Here is a 25,060-nt window from a genome sequence, read left to right on the forward strand (position 1 = left end):
ATAATTTTGTAATGGGTTGATAAGTTGAATAAAGATAAGTAATCTCAATAAAAAACCGGCTGTTTTTAAACAGCCGGTTGTATTTATTGTTCCAGTTTTTCTTTGATATATTTTGCTGTATAAGACTTTTTATTTTTTGTCAGATCTTCCGGTGTTCCTGCAAATACAACTTCTCCGCCGTGTTTTCCGGCTTCCGGACCGATATCGATAATATAATCGGCACATTTGATAATATCAGGCTGATGCTCAATAACAATCACCGAATGTCCGAGATCAATCAACGCCTGTAATGATTTCAATAATTTTTGAATATCATGGAAGTGAAGTCCTGTGGAAGGCTCATCAAAGATAAATAGCGTTTTATCCGTTGTTACCCCTTTTACAAGGAAAGAAGCCAGCTTCACACGCTGTGCCTCACCGCCGGAAAGGGTAGAGGAGCTTTGTCCCAGCTGTAAATAACCTAAACCTACTTCCTGCAAAGGTCTCAGCTTCGTTACGATCTTTTCTTCATTATTATCTTTAAAGAATTCCAATGCTTCATCTACGGTCATATGAAGGATATCAGAGATATTTTTCTCATCAAATCTTACTTCAAGGATCTCATTTTTGAATCGTGTTCCTTTACAAACCTCACATTCAAGCTCGATATCCGCCATAAACTGCATGGAAACATTGATCACTCCTTCTCCTTTGCATTCATCACATCTTCCGCCATCTACGTTGAAAGAGAAGTGTTTAGGCTTATAACCCATCATTTTGGCTACTTTCTGCTTGGCAAAAAGATCACGGATATCGTCATAAGCCTTTAGATAAGTTACAGGGTTTGAACGGGATGATTTTCCAATCGGGTTCTGGTCAATCAGTTCAATGTTTTTGATCAGTTTCTTCGGGAATTCTACAGCATCATAATCTCCTTTTTTACCGCCCATTCCCAACTGGATCTGGATGTCATTGGTAAGAATTTCTTTCATCAAAGTAGATTTTCCACTTCCTGAAACTCCGGAAATAACAACGAGATTTTCCAAAGGAACGTCTACATCTATATTTTTAAGGTTATTCTGACGGGCTCCTTTAATGTGAATCCATTCTTTTGCTTTTCTTCTTTTCTTCGGAACTTCTATTTCAAGTCTTCCGGTAAGGTATTCTGAAGTAAGTGTATTCGCTTTTTTCAGATCCTTATAATCTCCGGCAAATACCAGTTCCCCACCAAGATAACCTGCTTCCGGACCAATATCAATAATATAGTCCGCTGCTCTCATTACATCCTCGTCATGTTCTACCACAATCACGGTATTTCCAAGGTCGCGAAGATTTTTCAATACTTCGATCAGGTTTTCCGTATCTTTGGAATGCAGCCCGATAGAAGGCTCATCCAGAATGTAAATAGAACCTACCAAAGAACTTCCTAAGCTTGTTGCCAGGTTGATTCTCTGACTTTCTCCTCCTGAAAGGGTATTCGATGTTCTGTTTAATGTTAAATATCCTAATCCTACTTTTAATAAAAATTCCAGACGGGTGGTGATTTCGTAAATCAGTCTCTTGGCGACTTCCTTGTCATGATCTGAAAGTTTTAATCCGTTGATCACCGGAGCAAGTTCATCCAAAGGAAGTTCAATCATCGACTGGATATTGTGTCCGTCTACTTTTACCCAACTTGTTTCTTCACGAAGTCTCAATCCTTCACATGTCGGGCAAAGGGTTTTTCCTCTGTAACGGGAAAGCATTACTCTGTACTGGATTTTGTATAGATTTTCTTCAAGCATCTTGAAGAAATTGTTGATGCACGGGAAATTACTCCTTCCGTCACCTTTCCAAAGGAAGTTTTTCTGTTCTTTTGTTAATTGATGATAAGGTTTGTGGATAGGGAAATCACCTGCTTTTTTAATGAAATCTTTTTTCCATTCGCTCATCGTTTCTCCTCTCCAGCAGACAACAGCATCTTCGTAGATGGATAATGTTTTATTAGGAACTACAAGATCCTCATCAATTCCGATTACTTTTCCGTATCCTTCACACGCCGGACATGCTCCGTATGGGTTATTAAAGCTGAAAAAATGAACGTTGGGTTCAAGGAACTCCATGCCGTCCAACTCAAATTTATTGGAAAATTCTTTTACCTTCTCAGTGTTTGTATTCTTTAATGAACAATATCCGCGTCCTTCATAGAATGCCATTTGTATAGAGTCTGCAAGTCTCTGTAAAAAACTTTCGTCTTCTTCGTATGAGAAACGGTCGATGACAAGATTAATGGTCATTCCTTTTTCAGGAGTAAAACCAAAACTTTCAAGGTCTTCAATTCCTGCAACATTTCCATTGATTTCAAGCCTTGTGAAACCTGCCAGTTTTAAAATATTTAAGGTTTCTTTGAAATTGTCAACATCATATTCCAAAGGAGCAGTTAATAGAAAGGAAGTATCTTTTTTTGAAGCCTTGATGAAGTCGACTACATCAGAAACCGAATCTTTCTTCACTTCTTCTCCCGAAACCGGTGAAAAGGTTTTCCCGATCCTTGCAAATAAAAGCTTCATATAATCGTAGATCTCTGTAGAAGTTCCCACCGTAGAACGAGGGTTGGAAGAAATTACTTTCTGCTGGATGGCAATAGAAGGGGCGAGTCCTTTGATATCATCTACTTTTGGCTTTTCTAATTTTCCCAAAAACTGACGGGCATAAGAACTTAAACTTTCAACATATCTTCTCTGTCCTTCTGCGTAGATTGTATCAAAAGCCAAAGAGGACTTACCGCTTCCTGAAACTCCTGTAATAACAATCAGCTTGTTCTTTGGAATCAGGACATCTATATGTTTCAGATTATTAAGATGTGCATTCTTAACGAAAATCTGCTTTTTTATATCTATTTCTGTTGTGTTAGCCATATTTTGTTTATTCATATAAAGACTGCACAGCATTAAGGCTGGCAGTAATGGTGTTTGGCTACAAATATTCTGTGGCCGGTATCAATTGAACTTTTACATATATCCTGATTCCTCCGAAATCTGTTGCTGCAATTTTTATAAACGCTGGCAAAATTACTGTTGAAATAGAATACTTTCATCGTAAAATTAAGACCCACAAAATTACGAAATTTAGCGGAAAATTTACGCTTATCTTATTGTTAAAAATTGTTATCATGATCGTTATATGAAATAGGTTAAACGCATATTTTGCTATCAAAACCACCTGAAAAGGTGTATGTTTTGTGGACTTAATTTTATTTTGCTGTTTATTTTACAGTGTTTTATATAATTTTTTAAAATATATTGTGTTTTTTTATTGAACTATTGTTTTATATTGTAAAATTATTTAAAATTGCATTCATAAATATGTAATAGAGAAATGAGAAAATTATTCAGAGATCTGGTTACACATTTAATGAGAAAAAGATAGAAATTACTCCCTCAGAAAGATGCAGCTTCACGCTGCATCTTTTTTTATGACAACTATCATTTGCCTTTCTTGGTGAACTCCCTTACTTTTGGACTCTCTTAAAAAACTACGGAAACGATTATGATCAAAAAGATAGGAAGTGCTTTTTTTCTGGGATCTTTACTTTGGGTAAATGCACAGGAAAAGACAACAGATATTGAAAGCATTGAATTTCAGGGTAAATTTATCTCTACACCTTATAAAAGCGCTAACCAGAACATCAGCGTGATCACCAGAGAAGATATTGTAAATTCTCCGGCTAAAAGTATTGACGAAATTCTTCAGCAGGTGCCGGGAATGGATATCAGAAGGAGAGGAGCCAATGGAGTGCAGAGTGATATCGGTTTCCGTGGTAGTTCTTTTGAGCAGGTTCTTTTATTATTGAACGGAATCAGAATGAATGACTCCCAGACCGGACATAATAATATGAATATTCCGGTAGATCTGGATGAAGTAGAAAAGATAGAAATCATAAAAGGCCCGGCCGCCAGACGTTTCGGACAGAATGCTTATGCCGGTGTTATCAATATCATCACCAAAACTTTTCCGGGAAAAAAAGTCAAGATAAGTGCAGAGGGAGGAGATTATGGAAGTTATGGTCTGGGATTTAATGCGCAGATCGGAAATGAAAAGTTCACGAACTCCCTGCAGGCGAATTCAGCTTCATCAGAAGGGTATATGTTCAATACGGATTATGAGATCAGAAATGTATTTTATCAGGGAAAACTGAATATCAAAAACGGAGATGTGAGAGTTCAGGCCGGCTTTTCAGAAAAGAAATTCGGAGCCAATGGCTTTTATGCTTCCAGTGCTGCGACGAAGCAGTATGAGGAAACGCAGGCTTCTATCGTAAGTGTAGCTCATCAGCAGACTTTTGGAAAGCTGAAGCTTAACTCTAATGTGTATTGGAGAAGAGGGCAGGATATGTACCTTTATGACAGATGGAATCCTGATTTTTACCGAAATATGCACATTGGAAATAATGCAGGTGGAGAAGTGAATTCCAGCTATCAGTGGGGATTGGGAACAACCGGAATTGGTGTTGAGCTTAGAAAAGAATTTTTAGTAAGCAGTAATTTGGGTGACCGAAACCGCTTTGTCTCTCAGGTTTTCTTTGAACATCATTTTTCATTACTGGATAAAAAACTGAATATCAGTCCGGGAATTTCATGGGCCAATTATTCTAAAGAAGGAAATTTCTTTTATCCGGGTCTGGATGTAGGCTATAACTTTAATGCCAATTCTAAAATCTATGGAAACATCGCAAAAGTACACCGTGTACCCACTTTTACTGAATTGTATTATGTAAGTAAAACGGAACAGGGAAATCCGGATTTGCAGCCTGAAAATGCGATTTCTTCGGAAGTAGGATATCAATATCTAAATAACAGGATTTTAGCAAAAATAAGTGGTTTTCTAAGAAACTCCAATAATTCCATTGACTGGGTAAAAAAAGATCTGAGCGATAAAATATGGTACGCCCAGAATGTAGGAGATATCAAAACAAAAGGAGTTGAAGCAGAGTGGAGTCACAGACCGACAGACTGGTTAAAATATACGGTTGGCTATACTTATATTGACAGTAAGTATGAAGAAAAAGACGGTGTGGTTTCAAGATATATTCTGGACAATCTGAGGCATCAGTTTGTGTCCAAGTTAGAGGTGAAATTCCTGAAAAACTTTACCAACGAGCTTGTTTACCGTTACAATGAAAGAGTCAATCTGGGAACCTATAACCTTGTAGATGAGAAGCTGAGCTTTGCTAAAAAAGATTACTCAGTATATGTGTTGATTAACAATTTGACCAATACAAAATATACAGAAGCTTTTGGTGTCGGGATGCCGCAAAGGTGGTTCCACATTGGGTTTTCGTATACAATTAATATTAAGTAGGTGTTAATTTAATATTAATGAAAGTTAATATTAACAAATTGTTAAAAAATATACATTTGCAAAAATTTTTTATGAAACGTCTTATAGGCTTAGGTTTATTACTTGGAATATCTTTTTTTAAAGCACAGGAACACATTTCCAGCTTCAATGCAGTGACTCTGACCTATAAGTTTCATCCGAAATTTTTCCTTTATGCTGAAGGGCAGATGCGTGGTAACGAAGATTATACCTACCCTGATTATTATGAAATAAAAGGGGGGCTAGGGTATAATCTTACCAAAAACCACAAACCTTTTGTAGGGCTGGGAAGATATGTTAACTATAAAGAACATAGCCTGAGCAGAGAGGAGTTCAGGGTATGGCTTCAGGACGTTATCGACGTTAAAAAAGGTATTGTAAAGTTTGAAAACCGTTTTCGTGCTGAAAAGAGTTGGTTCTATGAGCCGAAAACAGATCAGACTTCCCAGAGAATGCGTTACCGGTACCGTCTGAACGTAAGTGTTCCTTTGAACGCTAAAACCATTAAGAAAGGAACTGTTTTTGCTAATGCTTATGACGAGGTGTTCTTTGTCTCTCCGATGAAGCCTACTTTTGCCAGAAACAGAGTCTATGGCGGTTTCGGCTATCAGATCGATGATTATTTTGGAATCGTGAGCGGATATCTGTGGCAGCGTGAATTTGAAGCAAAAGGGAACAAAAATTTACATTTCGTTTACCTTGCGTTAAACATCAATATCGATGGAACAGATCATCACACAAAAACATATGATTTCCCGGGTGCGGATTAATATTTCTCTATCAGATAACGATAGGCTTTCAGATATTTATTGAATCTTTTGATATCTTTAGGGGTAAGCTCTCTGTTGACTCTTCTGAGATCCATATTGTCGCGAAGGTCATTGAGCTTTACAGCAACAGATAGCAGAGATCTTTCTGTTCTTTTGATGAATTCATCATAATCTTCTTCCGGATCAAGCTTTGTAAGACAGCTGATGGCAAAAATAATATATTCGGGGAATCCTTCAGATCTTAAATAATCGAGACTAAACTCCTGTGGATGGTCTTCTACAACATCGTGAAGTACTCCAACGATTTTTTCATCGAGTGTTTTACCATAGTTCATCACACGCATTACGTGGGCAATGTAGGGAGCATGGTATTTATCGGTTTGTCCTTTATGAGCCTTATCGGCGATTTTGATTGCTTTATTAAGTAATTCTTCTTTTGTCATTGCTAATGAAAAATAGAGTACAAAAATAAAAAATGCCTTAAGAACTAAGGCATTTTTATGAAGAATATTTCAGATGATTTTACAAGTTTGTTTCATCCTCTATATGAGCATGCGGAGCATTGTTTTTTACAGATTCTATTCCGTTTTCCATACCATTGTCGGATTCATACATCTGGCTGGTTCCGATGATCTGTCCGTTTCCGGCTTTTAGATTAAAATAACATCTGCCGTCATTGGCTGTATTTCTTTCAAATTTTGCATCTTCCTGTGCATTGAGTTTTACGGATCCGATTCCGCTTTCACAGGAAGGTTTGGTACTGTATCCCTGGCTGGTTAAAATAACCTGCCCGTTTCCAGCTTTGAGGTTGAACTGAAAGTCTCCGTTTGTTCTTTTAGAGATAATAAATTTTCCCATGGTAATAGTTTTTAGTTTGTACTGTGTTTATTTTGACGGTATTATCTTTTTTCGGCTTACCTGAAGCTTATCAGGAGTAACCGAATTTAGAATTTTATATTGTGAATAATCCTTTGAAGGTTCTTTTAAAGCCAGATAAAGGGCAGTATCTTTAGGCTTAGCCGTCAATATCCTGTAAAATTCTTTTTGAGGACGCTCGGGCTTCACAGCAGAATATCCCGGGAATTTTCCTTTAGAAATGATCTTTGTTGTATCAATCTTTGGAGCAGGGACTAAATTGTCTTTTTTTTGTGCCGTAACTATAGCCGAAATGAGGACGAGGGGAAATAATAATTTCTTCATGTGTTATTTAATTTAGAATAAAAATAATAATTTTTTTTGAATATACTTATGGGCTGTCAATAAATCCAATGGTCATCGTCATAAATAAGGGTGAAAACAAAAGCGCCCCAAAAATTGGGACGCTAAATCAAATTTATGTTATTAAAGACTAATAAGCTCCTTTCTCAATATAGTGAGCGGCTACTTTTTCAGTAAGCGCTACTACATTCGGATGGTTGGTATATTTAGTGAATCTTCTTAGTCCTGAAAGCATCATTCTCTGCTCATCTCCTTCAGCGAAAGAAACGATTCCTTCTTTAGCTGCAGTGATAATTTTTTCAACAGCTTTGTAAAGGTTTAACTGAGCCATAGCTGCTTCTACAGATTCAGGAGAGAAGTGTTTCTCTGCTCTTAATACTGCGGATTCTGCCATATAGATCTGGTTAAGGATTTCAGAAGCATTCAATAATAAATGCTGTTGTTTTTCAATGTCCATCATGTATTTCTGAAGAGCAGCTCCGGAAACCATTAGGAATACTTTCTTAAGGTTGGCGATAATTGCTTTTTCTTCACTCATGAATTCTGAATAATCAGGAACTTCAAATGAAGGGATACCCATCAATTCTTTGCTGATCGCCATTGCAGGAGATAAAAGATCCAGCTCACCTTTCATTGCTCTCTTAATAAGCATTCCTACAGCCAGCAGTCTGTTGATTTCGTTGGTACCTTCATAAATTCTTGAAATTCTTGAATCTCTCCAAGCCGCTTCCATAGGAGTATCTTCAGAGAATCCCATCCCTCCGTATACCTGGATTCCTTCGTCTGCGGTGTGCTGGGCAAGATCAGAAACGAATACTTTAAGGATTGAACATTCAACAGCAAATTCTTCTACACCTTTTAATTCTGCTTCCTGATGGCTTAATCCTGCTGCAACAAGCTCATCAATTTTATCCTGAACATTTTTAGCAGCTCTGTAAGAACCTGCTTCACTTACGAAAACTCCGGTTGCCATTTCTGCCAGTTTCTTTCTGATCGCTCCGAAAGTAGCGATTGAAACACCAAACTGTTTTCTTTCGTTAGAGTACTGGATAGAGTGGTTTAAGATTCTTCTCTGTGCATCAAGACATGCGGCAGCCAATTTGATACGGCCTACGTTTAATGCATTTAAAGCGATCTTGAAACCATTGTTTCTTTCTCCTAAAAGATTTTCCACAGGAATCTTCATATCATTGAAGAAAACCTGACGGGTAGAAGAAGCACGGATACCCAGTTTATGCTCTTCCTCACCGAAAGTTAAGCTTTCAGGGTTTTCAAGTTCAGATCTGTTGATTACAAATCCTGTGATATTTTTATCATCATCAATTTTAGCGAATAATGTAAATGTATCTGCAAATCCTGCATTAGAGATCCACATTTTCTGACCGTTGATGATATAATGTTTTCCGTCTTCGGAAAGTTTTGCTCTTGTTTTTCCTGAATTGGCATCAGAACCGGCATCTGGCTCTGTCAGACAGTAAGCTCCGAATTTTGTTCCTGTTGCTAAATCCGGAAGGTATTTTTTCTTCTGCTCTTCAGTTCCGTAAAGAACGATTGGCAGGGTTCCAATTCCGGTGTGTGCACCATAAGCTGTAGCCAATGAACCTGTAGTTCCTGATAGATAATCACAAGCAAGCATTGTAGTCACAAAGCCCATTCCAAGACCTCCGTATTCTTCAGGAACAGCGATTCCCAACATTCCCATTTCTCCCAGTTTACGCATGGTCTCTTCAGTAAATGCGTAATCTTTCTTCTCAAAACGTTCTCTTTGAGGAACTACTTCTCTATCTATAAATTCCTTCGCAGAATCACGAAGCATTTTTTGTTCTTCATTCAGCTCTTCAATACTGAAAATTTCGTTTGCAGGAATTTGTTTGATCAGGAATTCCCCGCCTTTAAGTATATTGCTCATTTGTTATTATTTTAAATTTTAGATTATAAATTTTAAATTAGATTTTGTTATTATAAATTTTCAGATGATGTTTTAATGATTTTAGTCAAAATATTAATGATCATTTCAATGTCTGTTAAGTATGAATTGATCTCAATTTGAACAAGATTTGAAGAGTTATAAAGCCTTAGCCAATATCTTGTTTCTCTTGCCTCTTTATTTGCAATCGAAAGCTTTGAAATAAAATCCTTTTTAGATTGAGCGGCTATAGCTTCTTCTACATTTGCTCCAATGGATGTTCCAGAGCGAAGAATTTGTTTTGATAAAATAAACTCGTTTTGAGATTTACATTCAGTATAAAATTGAATTATTCTTAAGGCAAAATCAAAAGTTTTTATTTGGATCAAATTGTCTTCTTTGAAACTCATTGCATCTAAAATTTATAATTTAAAATCTATAATTAATTATTAATTAAAGAAGTTCAAAAATAGAAGCAGCTCCTTGACCTGTTCCCACGCACATAGAAACCATTCCGTACTTGTTGCCTCTTCTTCTCATTTCGTCAAGAAGCTGTACTGTCAGTTTTGTTCCTGTACATCCAAGCGGGTGACCAAGGGCGATAGCTCCTCCGTTTACGTTTAAGATGTCAGGATTTAATCCTAATTCTTTTTTGATTGCAACCGATTGAGAGGCGAAAGCTTCGTTAAGTTCGATCAAATCGATATCTTTTAATTCTAAACCAGCCTGTTTCAATGCTTTTGGAATAGCATAGATAGGACCCATTCCCATGATTCTTGGCTCAAGACCTGCAGCGGCATAGGCTACCAATCTTGCTTCCGGTTCAAGACCTAATTCTTTTACCATTTCCTCACTCATTACCATTACGAAAGCTGCTCCGTCACTCATCTGAGAAGAGTTTCCGGCCGTTACGCTTCCTCCGTTGGCAAATACAGGTCTAAGTTTTGCTAATCCAGCTAAAGAAGTATCTGCTCTAGGCCCTTCATCTACAGAGAAATCAAACTTTTTAGTCTGCAGTTTCTGATTTTCGTCCAGGAAATTATATTCTACAGAAATCGGAACAATCTGGTTGGCAAATTTACCTTCCTGATTAGCTTTTAAAGCCTTCATATGAGATTCAAAAGCAAACTGATCCTGTTCTTCTCTTGTAATATTATATTGTTTTGCAACTTCTTCCGCTGTGTAACCCATTCCCCAGTAGTAATCAGGGTTTGTTTTTGCGATATCCGTTTCAGGAACCGGCTTATAACCTCCCATAGGAATATATGACATCGATTCTGTACCACCCGCAATGATACAATCTGCCATACCAGCCTGAATTTTCGCAGAAGCAATAGCAATTGCCTCACTTCCTGATGCACAATATCTGTTCACGGTTACTCCCGGAACTTTATCGGTATTTAACCCCATCAAAGAGATCAGACGCGCCACATTAAGCCCTTGTTCAGCTTCCGGCATTGCATTTCCTACGATAAGGTCATCAATTCTGTTTTTATCTAATTGTGGTAGCTCAGCCATTAATTTTTCAATAACGGTAGCCGCCATGACATCAGGTCTTGTAAATCTTAAACTTCCTTTTGGAGCTTTTCCAACGGCAGTTCTGAAACCTTTTACTATGTATGCTGTTTTCATTTTTTTTTGTTTAATTAAATTGTTTTAAGAATTTTTTGCCTCGTAGAGGTAAACTGTTCATAGATTTTGTTTTTGCTTTTGCGTAGCTCCGTAGGAGCGACCTGTTAATCATTAATCCATTCAAATAAATATTTTGGATCATATTCTATCTCAAATTTTGACATAAAATCCAGGTATTCTTCTCTAAAAGTTTTCTTTTTATGATGTTCTTCCTGATTTAAAATATATTTTACAACAGAATCAACACTGCTTTTAGAATAAGAAAAAGCTCCGTACCCTTCCTGCCAATTGAATTTTTCATCTACCCATCCTTTTTCATTGATGAATTTTGAAGAACCTGCTTTAATATCTCTTACTAAATCTGAAACCGAAAGTGTAGGATTCATACTTACAAGAATATGCACATGGTCAGGCATTGCAAAAACTGCGAATAATTTTTGATTTCTATTGGAAACAATACCTGTTATAAACTGATGTAATTCTTCTCTGTTTTCTTTTGAAATCAGATTTTGTCTTCCTTTTACCGCGAAAACAATTTGAATATAAATCTGAGTGTAGGTGTTTGCCATACATTAACAGGTCGCCTCTACGAGGCTTTCCGATTTTTTTAATTATTCATGCTATTAACAGTTCGCTCCTACGGAGCTCTCTATTAGTTTCTCAAAGGTTTCCCATTTTGCAACATATACTGAATTCTCTCCAGAGTTTTTCTTTCTCCACAAAGCTGAAGGAAAGTTTCTCTTTCAAGGTTCAATAGATATTGTTCTGTTACAACTGTTGGTTCTGATAGATTTCCACCTACCATCACGTTGGCTAGTTTATCAGCAATTTTCTTATCGTGTGCAGAAATAAAGTTTCCGGTTAACATCTGGTCAGTTCCTACGTAGAACATTCCTAATGCGTCTTTACCAAGAACTTTTACTTTTTGCTCGATCGGCTGGGTATAGCCTTGTTCTGCTAATAGTTTCGCTACTTTTTTCGCTTCAGCAATCTGTCTGTTTTTGCTTACGGAAACGATGTCTTTCCCTTTTTCAAGGATTCCCATATCGTAAGCTTCGTAGGCAGAAGTCGCTACTTTACCCATGGCGATGTTCATGAAAGCATCACGAAGTCTGTTATTTTTAACATCATCGTTGTGGAATTCTCTGGAAGTTCTTAAAGTAAGCTCTTTAGTACCACCACCACCAGGAATTACTCCAACTCCGGTTTCTACCAGTCCGATATACGTTTCTGCCGCGGCAACCACTCGGTCTGCATGCATGGTCATTTCGCATCCTCCACCTAAAGTCATTCCGTGAGGAGCAACTACAACCGGAATAGATGAGTAGCGTACTCTCATCATTGATTTCTGGAAGTAAGCGATCGCCATATTCAGATCATCCCAATCCTGTTCGATTGCCATCATAAGGATCATTGCAAGGTTGGCACCTACAGAGAAATTAGCTCCCTGGTTTCCAACTACTAATCCGTCATATTCTTTTTCTGCCAAATCAATCGCTCTGTTCAATCCGTCAAGAACTTCGCCTCCAAGAGAGTTCATTTTTGAACGGATCTCAAAGTTGATAATTCCGTCTCCCAAATCTTGAATAGCAGCCCCTGAATTACTCCAAAGCGTTTTATTTTTTCTGATATTATCTAAGATGATGAATGCATCCTGACCAGGGATCTTGTTGTATTCTCCTGAATTTTTATCAACATAAATACTTTGTCCTTCATCATTCACTTTATAGAAGGTTTCTACGTTTTTTACCCAGTCTGAAACTTCGTATCCTGCATCTTTTGCCAGTTCAATACCTTTCTGAACACCTACTGAATCCCAGATCTCAAAAGGACCGTTTTCCCATCCGAAACCTGCTCTCATAGCGTCGTCAATTTTGTAAACTTCGTCAGAGATTTCAGGAACTTTGTGTGAAACATAAGCGAATAATGCCCCTAAAGACTTTCTGTACAATTCACCAGCTTTATCTTTACCACCAATTAATACTTTAAATCTGTCAATCGGTTTATCTATAGATTTTGTTAATTCCAGAGTAGGGAAGGATGATTTGCCTTGAAGTTCATACTCTAAAGTATCAAGGTTTAATCCATGAATTTCAGATTTTCCTTCTGCATTTTTCACTTTTTTATAGAAACCTTGTTCTGTTTTTGAACCCAGCCATTTATTGTCCATCATTTTCTGGATATAAGGAGGAAGGGCAAATACATCATTAAAGTCGTTCGCTTCTGCACCGCTTTGACGAACTCCATTGGCTACCATTACCAAAGTATCAAGACCTACAACGTCGGCTGTTCTGAATGTAGCAGATTTTGGACGTCCGATTACGGGACCTGTTAATTTATCAACATCAGAAACGGTAAGTCCTAATTTCTGTACATTGTGAAGAAGATCCATCATAGAGAACACCCCGATTCTGTTGGCGATGAAGGCTGGTGTATCTTTGGCTAAAACAGTCGTTTTACCTAAGAATTTTGCTCCGTAATTCATATAGAAATCGATGATTTCAGGAGCTGTATCGTTGGTTGGGATAATCTCTAAAAGGGGAAGATATCTTACCGGGTTGAAGAAGTGTGTTCCCGCAAAGTACTTCTTGAAATCCTCGCTTCTCCCTTCTGTAAGGAGATGAATAGGAATACCGGATGTATTGGAAGAAATTAATGTTCCCGGTTTTCTGAACTGTTCAATTTTTTCGTACACAGACTTCTTGATATCAAGTCTTTCAACGACTACTTCAATGATCCAGTCGGTATTTTTTATTTTCGGCAAATCATCATCGAAATTTCCGATTGTAATTCTGTCTGCAAACTTGGGTGAATAAAGAAGTGCAGGACTTGCTTTTTTAAGTTTTTCAAAGTTTTCGGAAGCAATTCTGTTTCTTACTGCTTTGTCATCTTTGGTCAAACCTTTTTTCTGTTCAGCTTCAGTAAGTTCAAAAGGAACAATATCCAAAAGTGATACTTCAACGCCGATGTTGGCGAAGTGGGCAGCGATTCCGCTTCCCATAATTCCTGAACCAAGAACCGTTACATGTTTGATTCTTCTTTTCATATGTAAATTTTTATTTGTATAAGATGATATGAACCCGAAGGCTTCATCATAATTTATTTTCTGTTATTTAATAATTCGTTGGCTATTTTCATGATTTCACCCATCACATCTTTGAAAGCCTCCAGTTTTTCCGGAGAAATTTTTTCCATCACCTTCTTGTTGAAATTCACAACGACTTCCTTAGACATATTTCTGGAGTTTAATCCTTTATCTGTAAGTTTGATGATCACCTCTCTTTTATCAGTGGTGGTCTTCTCCTTATAGATGTATCCGTTATCTTCAAGAAGTTTGATGATTCTTGTTAAAGAAGTGGGTTCAATAGCCATCTTCGGTCCAAGATTGGTACTTCGGGTTCCTTCTTTAGGATCTATTTTTAAAAGTGTGAGTGCCTGTACCGCTGTGGAATCATGTTCCTGGGCTAATTCTGTGTACATTTTAGAAACAGCCAACCAGGTCTGTTTTAAAATTAAATCTACGTTTTCTATTTTTTCCTTATTATGATCCATCATTTTTGCGCCAATGGTTTTACCCAAATTTAATAAATATTATGCATGCATAATATTTATTAACGTTAAATTTTGTTAATAGGCTGTAAATAAATGGATTAAAATGTATGACTAGCATAATACTATGCATGCATAATATGTGGATAAATCAAAGAAAATCAAGTATTAATGAATGTTTGAGACTAAAATAATGATTTCTTCAAAAGATTCACATTGATAGATGGAGGAATCCTTAGCAATTACCCAAAATGGGTTCTGAAATTCGAAATTCAGGTCAGACAGGTCTTTTTGGAAGTTTTTTTGAAGCAGAGAATACAGCATTTCCTTGTGAAACTGCGGTGCAGAGATCACTGGCGGAATAAAGGTCTCATTGATTTGAAATAAGGAAGCATTTGTAAGTTCATTATGCTGAAGCAAAATGTCCTCAACAATTCCGGAATACAAATGATTTTCCTTTACATACCATATTTTGTCTGCGAATTCTTTGGCCAGTCGCCAGTCATGGGAAGAAAAAAGGATAAGCTTGTTCTGTTCCTTAGCCAGCTTTCTTAAAGTTTTAAGAATAATAATTTTATTTTTTTCATCCAGATGAGTAGTAGGCTCATCCAGAATAATAATAGGGGAATTCTGGGTAATGGCCCGTCCTATAAATGCTTTTTGAAGGTTTCCATCAGAAAGGTTTTTCAAAAGAGTATATCGGTACTGATTAAGATCCAGTTCTTCAATAATATGGCCAACCTCTTCACGATCTTCTTTTTTGAGTTCAAAATAAAAAGGATAATAGATATACTTTCCGAGAGAAATAAGATCTTCAACGGTATAATGCTGCGGAATAACAGATTTTGAGAAGACAATGGCAATATTCTCTGCAATCTCTTTTACCGAAAGATTTTTTACATTTTTTCCATTAATAGAAATTTCCCCATTCAGTAAAGGGAGCTGATGCAGGATAGATTTGATTAATGTTGTTTTTCCTACACCGTTATTACCAATCAGCAGGCATACATCACCAAGCTTTAAATCTGCATTGGCATTGGAGATTAAAGTTGTATTGTAGCCGATATCTGCCTGTTTGATTTGTAGGTGCATGTTTCTGTTGGTTATACGTAAGACGCAAAATGTTTTACAAAAATAATGTTTTAAGGCGCAAGGAATTTGACTTTGTCAAATTTTTATCCAGTTTTATTTTATAAATTGTTTACAATTCTTGTTACTCCGTTTTTGAAAACATCAGATTGAAAGTTGAGCAGCATACCTAATTTGCAGTTTGACATTTTTAAATAGGTGAGTAATTGAGCTTTATGAGTAGGACTTATGTAGTCAACTGCTTTTATTTCCAGAATCACTTTGTTTTCAATTATCATATCAAGCCTGAAAACGCTTTCTATTCTCAAATTTTCATAAATAATAGGTAGTAGTTTTTGTTTTTCTACAAGAAATCCTGAGTTTGTTAATTCGTAGAACATACATTCTTCATATACATGCTCAAAAAGTCCTGCTCCAAGCTTTTTATGAATCTTTAATCCTGTTTCAAAAACAATTTTTGAAATTTCATTTTCTGTCATTTGTGGTGTTTTGTTGAACCTAAATATAAGAATTGTTAGGTAAAGGATATTATGTCTTAAAATTTTTTATTTAAGTGTATTGTTGGGTAAGCGCAAGGGCGCAAAGTTTTTTATACAATTTGTATATTGTAAGGAGCAAGAAAATCAAAGATTTTCAGCAAGGATATGGTGATTTTTTGTGAATTAAAATATGCAGTGCTAAATTTTATCGGAGATAAAATCTTTGCGTCTTAAAAATATAAAGTTTTACAAGTTTTTGCGCCTTTGCGTTTATCCAACAAAAAAATCACACTTTATTCTGTTTCAACAGCATCATCAGAATCACAGGAATCCCAAATACAGAACTTATCACATTCAAAGGAATCTGTGTTTTTTCTGCAATGACAGAGAAAAATAACATGATCAGCATTCCCAGGAACATATTAAGAATCCATTGCTGCCATAATCTGGATGGATTATAAACAAGTCTGCAAAAGTGAGGTACAATAATTCCGATAAAAAGAATAGGCCCTAAAAATGCAGTAACAGAGGCGGATAGGAGAGAAGATGCTACTATAATTAAGAGCTTCAGCTGTTTCAGATTGACCCCTAAACTTTGTGCATAGGAATTGCCCAGAGAATTTCCAATGAGTGGTTTTATCGCTCCGAAGCAGATCAACATTCCGATTAAAACAAGAACGGAAAGTACATAGATCTGATTCCTCGTTACCATATTATTCGCTCCGAAAGACCATAAAATATAATTTTTCAGACTCTGGTTTTCCGCATAAAATTGCAACAGAGATACAATGGCACCGGCAAAAGCAGATACCAAAAACCCGAAAATAATAAGATAGGACTTGTCCTGAAATCTGTTAGACATTGACAGTAGGATCAGCATTAGCAGTAAGCTGCCTCCAATAGCTGATAAACTGAGAAAACTATTCTGTAAAAATTCAGGAAGGGAAATAGTATGGGAAAAGAAAATATAAAAAGCGACTGATAAACTGGCAACTGAAGTTATTCCTAATATATCAGGTCCTGCCAGTGGATTTTGAAAATATTCCTGCATCAGAAAACCTGAAGTGGGAATGGAAATTCCAGCCAGCATCATCACCAGCACACGGTTGATACGGATTTCAGCAATTTGATTCTGAGCGGAATCTTGAAAGAAATCCTGGAAGCTTAAACTTAAAAATCCTGTGTTCAGATTAATAATTGCGCTTGCAATAATGGCAATCACGAATAATAAACATAGGATTTTAAATCTTTTTGACATGATTCAGAAAGAGTTCAGTCTATTTATTTTAGGAAAGAATCGATTTTAGAATTCAATACATCTTCCGTCATCATTCCCAGATATTCGTCGGTTTTATCACCTTTTCTCATGAAAGTAAAAGGAATAGAACCTCCATCCCATTGTTTGAAGTTGTTGTGAAAGAAATTTGGATCTAATTTTTGCCCATCCAGTAATATAATGCTGCCTCCCAATTTATTTTCTGCAGCAAAATTCTTAACAGCACCAGCCCAATCTGCCTTATCATCAAGGTTGACGAAAGTGAACTTTACAGGTTTTCCTTTCAATTCCTCCATTTTACTTTTAAAACTTGGAATTTCTCTGATACATGGGCCACACCAGGTTGCAAAAAAATTGGTTACATATAAAGTATCATTATTTTTGGCCAAATGCTGGCTTACATTTTCAGGAGAAAGTTCTTGGGGGATAGCTGTACTTCCTTCAGATTCTGTAGTTTGAGATACAGAAACAGGGTCTGTGCCAGCTGTGTCTTCAGTTTTCTGACCTTCTTTTTTACAGCTGTAGAGAGCAGTAAGAAGTAACGTGGATAAAATTATCTTCTTCATAAATTATTTTTTATCTATTTTTGAATTGAAGTTATGGAACAACAAATCTATAAAGGGAAACTGATACAGTTTCATCCGTTAAAAATAGCGAAAAAGGAAGAGCTGACCAAAAATACTTTTTCTCTGGAATTTGATATTCCTGAGAATTTAAAAGAAAATTTCAGGTTTGAAGCCGGGCAGTTCGTCAGTATACGATTTCAATCACATGGGAAGGAGGTTATTAATGATTATTCAATGACTTCAGCTCCCTATGAAGGGAAAATATGTCTGGGGATAAAGGTGAATTCCTCTGAAGGAGCTACTTCGCAGTTATTTCAAAATTATAATGCTGGTGATGAACTTTGGGTTAGTGAACCTGCAGGAAGATTTACCATTGTATCCAAGCCCAGTGAATTCAGAACTATTGTTGCTTTTGCAGCCGGTATAGGGATTACGCCCATTTTGAGTCATTTTAAAAATATTCTCCACAACGAACCCAGAACACGACTGTTCTTATTTTTTGGAAACAAAAGTTCAGAAGATCTTGTCTATCGTGAGCAGCTGGACAACCTTGCCAGAACATGTGGTGACAGACTCCAGATATTTTACTTTTTTTCTCAGGAGAAAACGGCAGATCAGTTTTTTTATGGAAGACTTGATGAAAAAAAGCTGAATCTTATCATCAATCAGATTCTTCATTTGGATGATACAGACGAGGAATCTACAATCTGGGATGCTGTAGACGAAGTGCTGATCTGTGGAAAAGGCGAAATGATCAAAACTTTGGCTAATGCCTGCTATCATCACGGAATTCCGAAAAAGAATATCCATTTTGAACTTTTTGAAGAATTTAATGACGATATTTATCCTGTGGAAAAAGAATTTCCTCTGATTGAAAATATAGAGGTTGAATTTACCATGCTTGGAAAGAAATACACCACTTATCTGCCTGATAATAAGGATAAAATCCTACAGCAGCTTTTGATGCAGAAATTCCCTGTTCCTTATTCCTGCAAGTCAGGAATCTGTGGAAGCTGTGAATGTTCTCTGGAAGAAGGGGAAGTAGAACTGCTGGAGAATGAGTATCTTACCGAAAAAGAGGAGGAGCAGGGACATATTTTAGCTTGTATGTCTATTGTGAAAAGTAAAAAAATAAAGCTTAACTTTGATCTTAGTTGAGAGTTATTAGGAACATATTTAACCTTGGGTTTATATCACTGGAACTGGGAATTCTGATGATATGCTTCTGTAATGTGTGGGTTTTCGGGCTTACCAACGGAAGAACTTATACCAAAATCTCAAAAATTCCGCCAAGGGAAATTGCACTGGTTCTGGGAACCTCTCCAAAAATGAGATCAGGAAAATCAAACCCTTATTTCACTAAAAGAATGGATGCGACTGCCCTTCTTTACCATCATGGGAAAATCAAGAAAATTATCGTAAGCGGGGAAAAAAGCAAAGGTTATAACGAGCCGGGAGCAATGAAAAACTATCTGATCAATCAGGAAGGAGTGCCTGAAGATATTATTGTGGAAGATCCGAAAGGCTTTAATACCTACAAAAGTATTCTCCGTTGTAAGGATGTTTATAAGAAAAAAAATGTCATTATTGTATCTCAGGGATATCACAACCTGAGAGCATTGTTTTTTGCAAGAAATAATGATATGAATGCCCTGGGATTTGATGCGCAGGATGTCACAAAACCAGAGAGTTTTTACAGAAACCAGACGAGGGAAATCCTCGCCCGTGTGATTGCTGTAGTGTATTTTATTTTAGGCGTTTCTCCGGATTAGAAAGGATATCCGAACGCGATATTAACTGTAGGTTTGAAAGGCTGGATGAATTTGAATCTCCATCGGTCGCCTTCAGGTTTATTCGGGTCATAGATCTTATACGCAAGATCGATTCTCGCCGTTACATAGGCAATATTTAATCTTAATCCGAATCCACTTCCGATACCTACCTGTTTCCAGAACTTACCGAACTTAAATTCATCTCCGTATCCATCGTTATAATTACGAAGACTCCATGTATTTCCGATATCGGTAAATAGTGCGCCTTCATAAGTTTTATTAAAAGGAATCCGGTATTCAATATTGGTGGTAAGCTTTAGGTTATCCGTCATATAAGTACGAACTCTTTCGTCTACCTGAGAATCGGCAGGACCTAATCCTCCAAAGGCTACCCATGCTCTGATATCGTTGGAACCTCCATTGAAATAAGACTTGATGATGGGCATATCCTTAGAGTTTCCATAAGGTATTCCAACTCCGATAAACTGGCGCAGTACCAATGTCTGGTTTCCGTTAAACTTGAAATATTTTCTTGTATCAATATCAAATTTTACAAACTGTGCATAGGGCAGTCCGAAAATAGTTCCTTGCGGGCCGGTAACAATACCTCCGCCGTTATCTTTTTTATTGAATATACTTAATATATTTCCCGCAAGCTCCACTTTTCCATTAAAATAAAAGGCATTTGGATATTCCTTTTTTCCAATTTCACTATAAACAAAATTATAGATCATAGATGAGATAAGGACATCCTGGGTCTGTCTGTCTTTGTTGACCAATGTTCCGGTAAATGCAGTCAAAAGATCTCTTCCCTGCTGATTAAGACTTCCACGGTAAGCATCGTTCTCAATAATCATTTTGGAAACTTCATCTACACTGAGTTTCCCATCTTTATAATCTTGTCCGGTCTGCGCAGTTTCCGGGCTAAACATAAAATAATTTCCGAAAACTTCATCTTTTACCCTTCCGTCATTCACAAAGTAGTCATAGTAGGCATCTTTATTTTTTGTCAGACTGACCTGAGTATTGAATAAAGTAAGCTTGTGATACACCTGATCATTAACACTTGCCTGATAATTCAGTCCCGTATTGAAAATCAACCTCCCCAAACCGATGTTGTTCTGTATGGATGCCCCCAGCAAAATAGATGATGTAGGCGTGTATCGTTTTGGAATAAACTTATAATAATTAAAAGGAAGCAGCAGTCGTGGGAAGTTCAGGGATGCCTGAGCTGAAATTTCGTAGGCCGCAACCCTTTTACTGATGTCTTTTGTACTTCTGATAGAACCAAATGTCCCTGAAAGGCTGGTAGAAAGGTTTTCTGCTCCTCTGAAAACATTTCGGGTGGTAAGGTCAACAGAAGGAGAGATCCCCAGGTTTAAAACCTGAGAATAATTGATATCTGTTCCCACTTTAAGTTCGTATTTCGGTAGTGGTTTCAGTACATACAAAACATCAACAATACTGTCGTTTGGAGAGGTCATTCCGCCTTGTCTCAGAGAGTCTCTGGCTTTAACGATGCTGAAGTTATTCATCGATAAAAGATTTCTCTTGGTAACGTCCAGTTTTGTCTGGTCAAAAACCTTTTTACTGTCCGGAATAATAGCTCTCCACACCGATGAAAGTTTATATTTATCATTCATCGTATGGAATCTTATTCTCCTTAAGCTGTCTTTTTTTGTATTTTTAGGATAATCACCGGGTTCATCCACAATAGCCACATCAATATTTCCAAAAGTGGCTATTTTATAAGGAGTATCCAGGGAATCTTTATGAATTTCCAGGGTTAAAGGAACCTGCTTTCTGCTTTTAAGGGAATCTGCAACGAAATAAACTTCATCATTGGAAGCATTGAACCTGTAGAAACCAAACTCTCTCATCAGATCCGTAATTCTGGTAACCTCTCTTTCCAGAACGGTCTGGTCAAGGATCTGTCCTGATCTTACAAGACTTCTGTTCAGATTATAGTTGTAATACCCTTTGATCCCCTGATCCGGAATATTATAGAAATAATCCTTGATACGCGTAGGTTCATTATGTTTGATGGAATAATTAACCGATGCTTTTTTGGAAGCGGAATCCAGCGTATGTTTAAAATTGACATCAGCATCCCAATATCCCCTGTAGGTAAGTCTTTTCTTGATAGATTCAGCACTTTTTTCACTTCTTGTCTGATCAAGAATAACCGGCGGTGTTCCCCAGTTGTGCAGTAAACGGTCGAAAAGAAGACTTTTCCCGACACTGCTTTTCATATTATATTTAATGAATAAAGAATCTCTCAGCTTCTGATTTCTCATCTCACCGGGATAGGTCATATATTCATTAAGTATGGTGTCGTATTTCGGATCCGCCATATTGTACAGAAGGAGACTTAATGGCATGAAAAGAAACTGCTTTTTATTGGGCTTCTGCTGAATATAATCTTTAAGTTCCTCATCGAAAAATACTTTCTTATCCTCGAACTCTAAATTGTTCTTGGTAAGCAGGTATTCGCCGTCAGGAACTTTTTTTGTCGTACTACAAGCATAAAGGAGACCAACAAATGTTGCAAATGAGATAATTTTATAATATTTTTGAGGAGAATTCTTATAATGCTTACAGCTCATACAATAAAAGTTTTACAATCTTTAGATAAAAAGAAGTTCAGACAAAAATACAATTTGTTTTTGGTTGAAGGTAATAAAATCATTTGTGAACTTTCTAATTCTAACTTTAAAGTTAAAGAAATATTGTCAACCGATCCACAAAAATTGGACCGTACTGACGTTCCTGTTACCCATATCTCTGAAAATGAATTAAAAAAAATAAGTTTTCTTAAAACTCCAAAAGATTCCGTGGCGGTATGTTATCTTGCTGAGGAAGAAAAATGGGAAGATAAGAATATACAATTGGTTTTGGATGGAATACAGGATCCGGGAAACCTGGGAACCATTATACGATTGGCGGACTGGTTCGGGATAGAACAGATCATCTGTAGTGAAGATACTGTAGATGTTTACAATCCGAAAGTCATTCAGGCAACGATGGGATCTTTTACCAGAGTGAATGTGGTGTATACTGATCTGGTGGAATATCTTTCCAAAACAGAGAATGTAAATATCGGAACGGATATGGAAGGGGAGAATATCTATACTTTCCAGAAACCCGAAAAGCTAAACCTTATTTTAGGAAATGAAGGAAACGGAATGAGACCTGAGACGGAAAAACTGGTACAAAAAAGTATCAGTATTCCTAGATTTGGAAAATCCCAGTCTACAGAAAGCCTGAATGTATCAATGGCTGCAGGGATTATTTTAGGACAGTTATTTTCAAAATAGAAAATCAGAAACCAGAGGTTGGAATGGTGGATAAACTACTTATCAATATTCTCTAACTTCTGGTTTCTGATATTTAAACCTATATCAATTGTTCCATACTTGAAACACTTTTGTTTTTCTGGTATACTTCTATTTTTTTTCTGACATATTTCAGTGCAATAGGAGCAAGGTAAATCAAAGCTGCACCAATCAGTTTTTTCTTCCAGTTGGAACTTTTCATATTCTTTTTGGCATAGTTCCCTACGATAGCAGTAACCCCTAGTTTTACAAGCCCGTCTGTAAGATTTCCTCCTTTGAAAGCAGAACTGGCAATTCCTACAGCTGTATTTTTGCTGATCAAAAGGTCTTTCACCTCTGAAGTAAGCTGTTTGGCAATGACATCCTTCCTTAGGATCACTTTTTCATCACCGTCTTCATCAATCTTTTCCTGAAGATACTGATCAGTTAGACCATTGGTAAATGCACTCAGGCTTTCTTTTGTATTTTTGAAGGTCAGAAGATTTTCAAGATCACTAATTTCACCCTGAAGCAGTTTTTTCTTTCTTCTTAATTCTTCTATGCTCTCGTATTTTCTGCCCATAGTTTAATGATTTAAAAATTTAATAACCTGATCTGCAACAGTATTCACAATTTTTGTTTTGAAGGCAACAACAAACGCCATTACCAGTGCATAAAATGCAGCAACAATTAAGAATCCATAGGAATAATTATCCAGTGCTTTTCCGATAAGGAAAGCAATTCCAAAGTTGAAAAGGATAATAAAAAAAGCAAAAGCAACAAGCAGTACTACAAAGTAAGTAATGAGCCCGGCAGAAAGTGACGACTTTTCAGTTGCTTCAATTTTCAGAAGATCGATTCTCTTGGAGGCGTATTCTTTAATAGTTTCTATCATTGTTTTTTTTTAAAGTTACAAAAAAAGGAACTTTCGCACAAAAGTTCCTTTTCGTAATTTACTTAAAAAGATAAATTACTTATTTTTTCAGATCATTCAGTTCTGCTTCTACATCTTTTGCCAAATCTGCAGTTTTAGAAACAATCTGATCTTTGTATTTGTCATATCCGTCTTTCACAGTATGTGCTACGCTGTTCGCCGTTTCCTTGAAAGTAGAAGAAATATTGCTGTACTGGTCTTTCACTTTTTCAGAAACCTCACCGTATTTGTTTTTTGCCTGATCTTTAAGATCATTTGCCTTTGTTTTAATTTTTTTTCTGGTTTCTTTACCTTCTTCCGGTGCGTATAACATTCCTAAGATTACACCTGCCGCAGCACCTGCAAGAAGTCCTGCCAATATACCTGCTGTATTATTTCCTTTTCTAGACATTTTAAGTTTTTTAATAATTAATAATAGATTAGTTTTTACAGTAATAAAACTTACAATTTGTATACCAAAGGAGGCCTGAAGCCTATTAAAAATTGTTAAATCTTTTTGATGTGAGATAAAATAAGCTGTATGGTTTCTTCTTTGGTGAGTGCCGAATTATCAATAACAATAGCGTCGTCAGCCTGCTTCAATGGGGCTATTTCACGCTCACTATCGATTTTATCGCGTTCTATAAGGTTTTGCTTTACCTGTTCCTTATCCGCCTCAATTCCCAGTCCTTTCAGTTCCAGAAACCTTCTGTTGGTTCTTTCATCAATACTGGCAGTAAGAAAGAATTTATAGTCTGCATCTGGCAGAACTACTGTCCCAATGTCACGCCCGTCCATAATAACGCCACCTTTTTCTGCCAAAGTGCGCTGTGACTGCAGGAGGAAATCTCTCACCTCTTTTTGCTTGGCAACAAGACTTACGTTGTCTGATACGATATTGGTACGGATTTCCGTAGAGATATCTGTGTCATTCAGGAAAAGAATAAGGGTGCCGTCGTTATTTTTAAATTCAAGTTTGATCTGATTAAAAGAAGAGAACAGCGCATTCAGATCAATCTCGCCGTTTTCATTCAGACAATGCTGCAAAGCATACCAGGTAACTCCTCTGTAAAGCGCTCCTGTATCCATATGAATAAGTCCCAGCTGATCAGCAATGATTTTAGAGATAGAACTTTTTCCGGTAGACGAGTACCCATCGATAGCAATTACAGGTTTTTTCATACTGCAAATTTCAAGATTTTTTTTAGAAAATCAAGAGGAAGTAAGAAATTTTCAGAA

Annotated in this window: 24 protein-coding genes; 5 read left to right on the forward strand and 19 right to left on the reverse strand. The window is 36.8% G+C overall.

Features of this window, described 5'->3' with window-relative positions:
- Positions 1-83 precede the first annotated feature (83 nt).
- Positions 84-2,876, reverse strand: a complete 2,793-nt coding sequence (gene uvrA / locus FFS26_RS00840) for an excinuclease ABC subunit UvrA (RefSeq protein WP_110008903.1) — start codon at positions 2,874-2,876, stop codon at positions 84-86.
- 631 nt (positions 2,877-3,507) lie between these two features.
- Between uvrA and FFS26_RS00845 the strand changes: the two genes are divergently transcribed.
- Together FFS26_RS00845 and FFS26_RS00850 are read left to right on the forward strand one after the other, a co-directional pair.
- The gene (locus tag FFS26_RS00845; RefSeq protein WP_110008736.1) at positions 3,508-5,319 is read left to right on the forward strand and encodes a TonB-dependent receptor plug domain-containing protein; all 1,812 of its coding nucleotides are present in this window, start codon (positions 3,508-3,510) and stop codon (positions 5,317-5,319) included.
- A gap of 71 nt (positions 5,320-5,390) precedes the next feature.
- Positions 5,391-6,107, forward strand: coding sequence for a DUF2490 domain-containing protein (locus tag FFS26_RS00850; protein WP_110008737.1), 717 nt, complete (start codon positions 5,391-5,393; stop codon positions 6,105-6,107).
- Here FFS26_RS00850 and FFS26_RS00855 read toward each other — a convergent pair.
- From FFS26_RS00855 to FFS26_RS00915, 13 genes are all read right to left on the reverse strand, one after another.
- On the reverse strand, positions 6,104-6,550 hold the full coding sequence (locus FFS26_RS00855; RefSeq protein ID WP_041461800.1) for a phosphohydrolase: 447 nt from the start codon (positions 6,548-6,550) through the stop codon (positions 6,104-6,106). The genes FFS26_RS00850 and FFS26_RS00855 overlap by 4 nt on opposite strands.
- A gap of 79 nt (positions 6,551-6,629) precedes the next feature.
- On the reverse strand, positions 6,630-6,965 hold the full coding sequence (locus FFS26_RS00860) for a YegP family protein (protein ID WP_110008738.1): 336 nt from the start codon (positions 6,963-6,965) through the stop codon (positions 6,630-6,632).
- A gap of 27 nt (positions 6,966-6,992) precedes the next feature.
- Positions 6,993-7,307 (reverse strand): hypothetical protein, encoded by a 315-nt coding sequence (locus tag FFS26_RS00865; RefSeq protein WP_110008739.1) that lies wholly within the window; start codon positions 7,305-7,307, stop codon positions 6,993-6,995.
- A gap of 148 nt (positions 7,308-7,455) precedes the next feature.
- A complete protein-coding gene (locus FFS26_RS00870) occupies positions 7,456-9,234 on the reverse strand; it encodes an acyl-CoA dehydrogenase family protein (protein WP_110008740.1) in 1,779 nt (592 codons plus the stop codon).
- A gap of 50 nt (positions 9,235-9,284) precedes the next feature.
- On the reverse strand, positions 9,285-9,641 hold the full coding sequence (locus FFS26_RS00875) for a four helix bundle protein (protein ID WP_110008741.1): 357 nt from the start codon (positions 9,639-9,641) through the stop codon (positions 9,285-9,287).
- Positions 9,642-9,684: 43 nt separating this feature from the next.
- The gene (locus FFS26_RS00880) at positions 9,685-10,863 is read right to left on the reverse strand and encodes a thiolase family protein (protein ID WP_137904025.1); all 1,179 of its coding nucleotides are present in this window, start codon (positions 10,861-10,863) and stop codon (positions 9,685-9,687) included.
- A 104-nt stretch (positions 10,864-10,967) separates the two neighbouring features.
- Positions 10,968-11,432, reverse strand: coding sequence for an IS200/IS605 family transposase (gene tnpA, locus FFS26_RS00885; protein ID WP_110008743.1), 465 nt, complete (start codon positions 11,430-11,432; stop codon positions 10,968-10,970).
- A gap of 83 nt (positions 11,433-11,515) precedes the next feature.
- Positions 11,516-13,909, reverse strand: a complete 2,394-nt coding sequence (locus tag FFS26_RS00890; protein ID WP_110008744.1) for a 3-hydroxyacyl-CoA dehydrogenase/enoyl-CoA hydratase family protein — start codon at positions 13,907-13,909, stop codon at positions 11,516-11,518.
- A 53-nt stretch (positions 13,910-13,962) separates the two neighbouring features.
- The gene (locus FFS26_RS00895) at positions 13,963-14,415 is read right to left on the reverse strand and encodes a MarR family winged helix-turn-helix transcriptional regulator (RefSeq protein WP_062671553.1); all 453 of its coding nucleotides are present in this window, start codon (positions 14,413-14,415) and stop codon (positions 13,963-13,965) included.
- A 165-nt stretch (positions 14,416-14,580) separates the two neighbouring features.
- On the reverse strand, positions 14,581-15,504 hold the full coding sequence (locus tag FFS26_RS00900) for an ABC transporter ATP-binding protein (RefSeq protein ID WP_110008745.1): 924 nt from the start codon (positions 15,502-15,504) through the stop codon (positions 14,581-14,583).
- Positions 15,505-15,602: 98 nt separating this feature from the next.
- Positions 15,603-15,980 (reverse strand): GxxExxY protein, encoded by a 378-nt coding sequence (locus FFS26_RS00905; protein ID WP_137904026.1) that lies wholly within the window; start codon positions 15,978-15,980, stop codon positions 15,603-15,605.
- A 286-nt stretch (positions 15,981-16,266) separates the two neighbouring features.
- Positions 16,267-17,238 carry a FecCD family ABC transporter permease gene (locus tag FFS26_RS00910; RefSeq protein WP_171006214.1) on the reverse strand — a complete coding sequence of 324 codons (972 nt, stop codon included), beginning with the start codon at positions 17,236-17,238 and terminating at the stop codon, positions 16,267-16,269.
- A 23-nt stretch (positions 17,239-17,261) separates the two neighbouring features.
- The gene (locus tag FFS26_RS00915) at positions 17,262-17,822 is read right to left on the reverse strand and encodes a TlpA family protein disulfide reductase (protein WP_137904028.1); all 561 of its coding nucleotides are present in this window, start codon (positions 17,820-17,822) and stop codon (positions 17,262-17,264) included.
- 33 nt (positions 17,823-17,855) lie between these two features.
- On the opposite strand from FFS26_RS00915, the gene FFS26_RS00920 reads away from it, so the two are divergent.
- A complete protein-coding gene (locus tag FFS26_RS00920; RefSeq protein WP_137904029.1) occupies positions 17,856-18,980 on the forward strand; it encodes a ferredoxin--NADP reductase in 1,125 nt (374 codons plus the stop codon).
- Positions 18,981-19,036: 56 nt separating this feature from the next.
- Positions 19,037-19,594, forward strand: a complete 558-nt coding sequence (locus FFS26_RS00925; protein WP_373427997.1) for a vancomycin high temperature exclusion protein — start codon at positions 19,037-19,039, stop codon at positions 19,592-19,594.
- On the opposite strand, the gene FFS26_RS00930 is transcribed toward FFS26_RS00925, so the two are convergent.
- Positions 19,591-22,200, reverse strand: coding sequence for a BamA/TamA family outer membrane protein (locus tag FFS26_RS00930; protein WP_110008751.1), 2,610 nt, complete (start codon positions 22,198-22,200; stop codon positions 19,591-19,593). The genes FFS26_RS00925 and FFS26_RS00930 overlap by 4 nt on opposite strands.
- Between FFS26_RS00930 and FFS26_RS00935 the strand changes: the two genes are divergently transcribed.
- Positions 22,186-22,911: a TrmH family RNA methyltransferase gene (locus FFS26_RS00935; RefSeq protein WP_110008752.1), complete on the forward strand. Its 726-nt coding sequence runs from the start codon at positions 22,186-22,188 to the stop codon at positions 22,909-22,911. The genes FFS26_RS00930 and FFS26_RS00935 overlap by 15 nt on opposite strands.
- Before the next feature lie 79 nt (positions 22,912-22,990).
- Here the strand turns inward: FFS26_RS00935 and FFS26_RS00940 are convergent, their stop codons facing one another.
- From FFS26_RS00940 to cmk, 4 genes are all read right to left on the reverse strand, one after another.
- The gene (locus tag FFS26_RS00940) at positions 22,991-23,491 is read right to left on the reverse strand and encodes a phosphoribosyl-ATP pyrophosphatase (protein ID WP_110008753.1); all 501 of its coding nucleotides are present in this window, start codon (positions 23,489-23,491) and stop codon (positions 22,991-22,993) included.
- A gap of 3 nt (positions 23,492-23,494) precedes the next feature.
- Positions 23,495-23,803, reverse strand: coding sequence for a phage holin family protein (locus FFS26_RS00945; protein ID WP_034694332.1), 309 nt, complete (start codon positions 23,801-23,803; stop codon positions 23,495-23,497).
- 79 nt (positions 23,804-23,882) lie between these two features.
- Positions 23,883-24,233 carry a YtxH domain-containing protein gene (locus FFS26_RS00950; RefSeq protein WP_047431084.1) on the reverse strand — a complete coding sequence of 117 codons (351 nt, stop codon included), beginning with the start codon at positions 24,231-24,233 and terminating at the stop codon, positions 23,883-23,885.
- A gap of 95 nt (positions 24,234-24,328) precedes the next feature.
- Positions 24,329-25,003 (reverse strand): (d)CMP kinase, encoded by a 675-nt coding sequence (cmk, locus tag FFS26_RS00955; protein WP_137904030.1) that lies wholly within the window; start codon positions 25,001-25,003, stop codon positions 24,329-24,331.
- Between the last annotated feature and the right edge of the window lie 57 nt (positions 25,004-25,060).

It is taken from the genome of Chryseobacterium sp. 2VB (assembly GCF_005503635.1).
Lineage (GTDB): Bacteria > Bacteroidota > Bacteroidia > Flavobacteriales > Weeksellaceae > Chryseobacterium > Chryseobacterium cupriresistens.

Bases quoted from the DNA above. Each gene is read 5' to 3' on its own strand.
- uvrA (WP_110008903.1), bottom strand. From the start codon at position 2,876: ATGGCTAACACAACAGAAATAGATATAAAAAAGCAGATTTTCGTTAAG.
- FFS26_RS00845 (WP_110008736.1), top strand. From the start codon at position 3,508: ATGATCAAAAAGATAGGAAGTGCTTTTTTTCTGGGATCTTTACTTTGG.
- FFS26_RS00850 (WP_110008737.1), top strand. From the start codon at position 5,391: ATGAAACGTCTTATAGGCTTAGGTTTATTACTTGGAATATCTTTTTTT.
- FFS26_RS00855 (WP_041461800.1), bottom strand. From the start codon at position 6,550: ATGACAAAAGAAGAATTACTTAATAAAGCAATCAAAATCGCCGATAAG.
- FFS26_RS00860 (WP_110008738.1), bottom strand. From the start codon at position 6,965: ATGGGAAAATTTATTATCTCTAAAAGAACAAACGGAGACTTTCAGTTC.
- FFS26_RS00865 (WP_110008739.1), bottom strand. From the start codon at position 7,307: ATGAAGAAATTATTATTTCCCCTCGTCCTCATTTCGGCTATAGTTACG.
- FFS26_RS00870 (WP_110008740.1), bottom strand. From the start codon at position 9,234: ATGAGCAATATACTTAAAGGCGGGGAATTCCTGATCAAACAAATTCCT.
- FFS26_RS00875 (WP_110008741.1), bottom strand. From the start codon at position 9,641: ATGAGTTTCAAAGAAGACAATTTGATCCAAATAAAAACTTTTGATTTT.
- FFS26_RS00880 (WP_137904025.1), bottom strand. From the start codon at position 10,863: ATGAAAACAGCATACATAGTAAAAGGTTTCAGAACTGCCGTTGGAAAA.
- tnpA (WP_110008743.1), bottom strand. From the start codon at position 11,432: ATGGCAAACACCTACACTCAGATTTATATTCAAATTGTTTTCGCGGTA.
- FFS26_RS00890 (WP_110008744.1), bottom strand. From the start codon at position 13,909: ATGAAAAGAAGAATCAAACATGTAACGGTTCTTGGTTCAGGAATTATG.
- FFS26_RS00895 (WP_062671553.1), bottom strand. From the start codon at position 14,415: ATGGATCATAATAAGGAAAAAATAGAAAACGTAGATTTAATTTTAAAA.
- FFS26_RS00900 (WP_110008745.1), bottom strand. From the start codon at position 15,504: ATGCACCTACAAATCAAACAGGCAGATATCGGCTACAATACAACTTTA.
- FFS26_RS00905 (WP_137904026.1), bottom strand. From the start codon at position 15,980: ATGACAGAAAATGAAATTTCAAAAATTGTTTTTGAAACAGGATTAAAG.
- FFS26_RS00910 (WP_171006214.1), bottom strand. From the start codon at position 17,238: ATGTCAAAAAGATTTAAAATCCTATGTTTATTATTCGTGATTGCCATT.
- FFS26_RS00915 (WP_137904028.1), bottom strand. From the start codon at position 17,822: ATGAAGAAGATAATTTTATCCACGTTACTTCTTACTGCTCTCTACAGC.
- FFS26_RS00920 (WP_137904029.1), top strand. From the start codon at position 17,856: ATGGAACAACAAATCTATAAAGGGAAACTGATACAGTTTCATCCGTTA.
- FFS26_RS00925 (WP_373427997.1), top strand. From the start codon at position 19,037: ATGATATGCTTCTGTAATGTGTGGGTTTTCGGGCTTACCAACGGAAGA.
- FFS26_RS00935 (WP_110008752.1), top strand. From the start codon at position 22,186: ATGCTTACAGCTCATACAATAAAAGTTTTACAATCTTTAGATAAAAAG.
- FFS26_RS00930 (WP_110008751.1), bottom strand. From the start codon at position 22,200: ATGAGCTGTAAGCATTATAAGAATTCTCCTCAAAAATATTATAAAATT.
- FFS26_RS00940 (WP_110008753.1), bottom strand. From the start codon at position 23,491: ATGGGCAGAAAATACGAGAGCATAGAAGAATTAAGAAGAAAGAAAAAA.
- FFS26_RS00945 (WP_034694332.1), bottom strand. From the start codon at position 23,803: ATGATAGAAACTATTAAAGAATACGCCTCCAAGAGAATCGATCTTCTG.
- FFS26_RS00950 (WP_047431084.1), bottom strand. From the start codon at position 24,233: ATGTCTAGAAAAGGAAATAATACAGCAGGTATATTGGCAGGACTTCTT.
- cmk (WP_137904030.1), bottom strand. From the start codon at position 25,003: ATGAAAAAACCTGTAATTGCTATCGATGGGTACTCGTCTACCGGAAAA.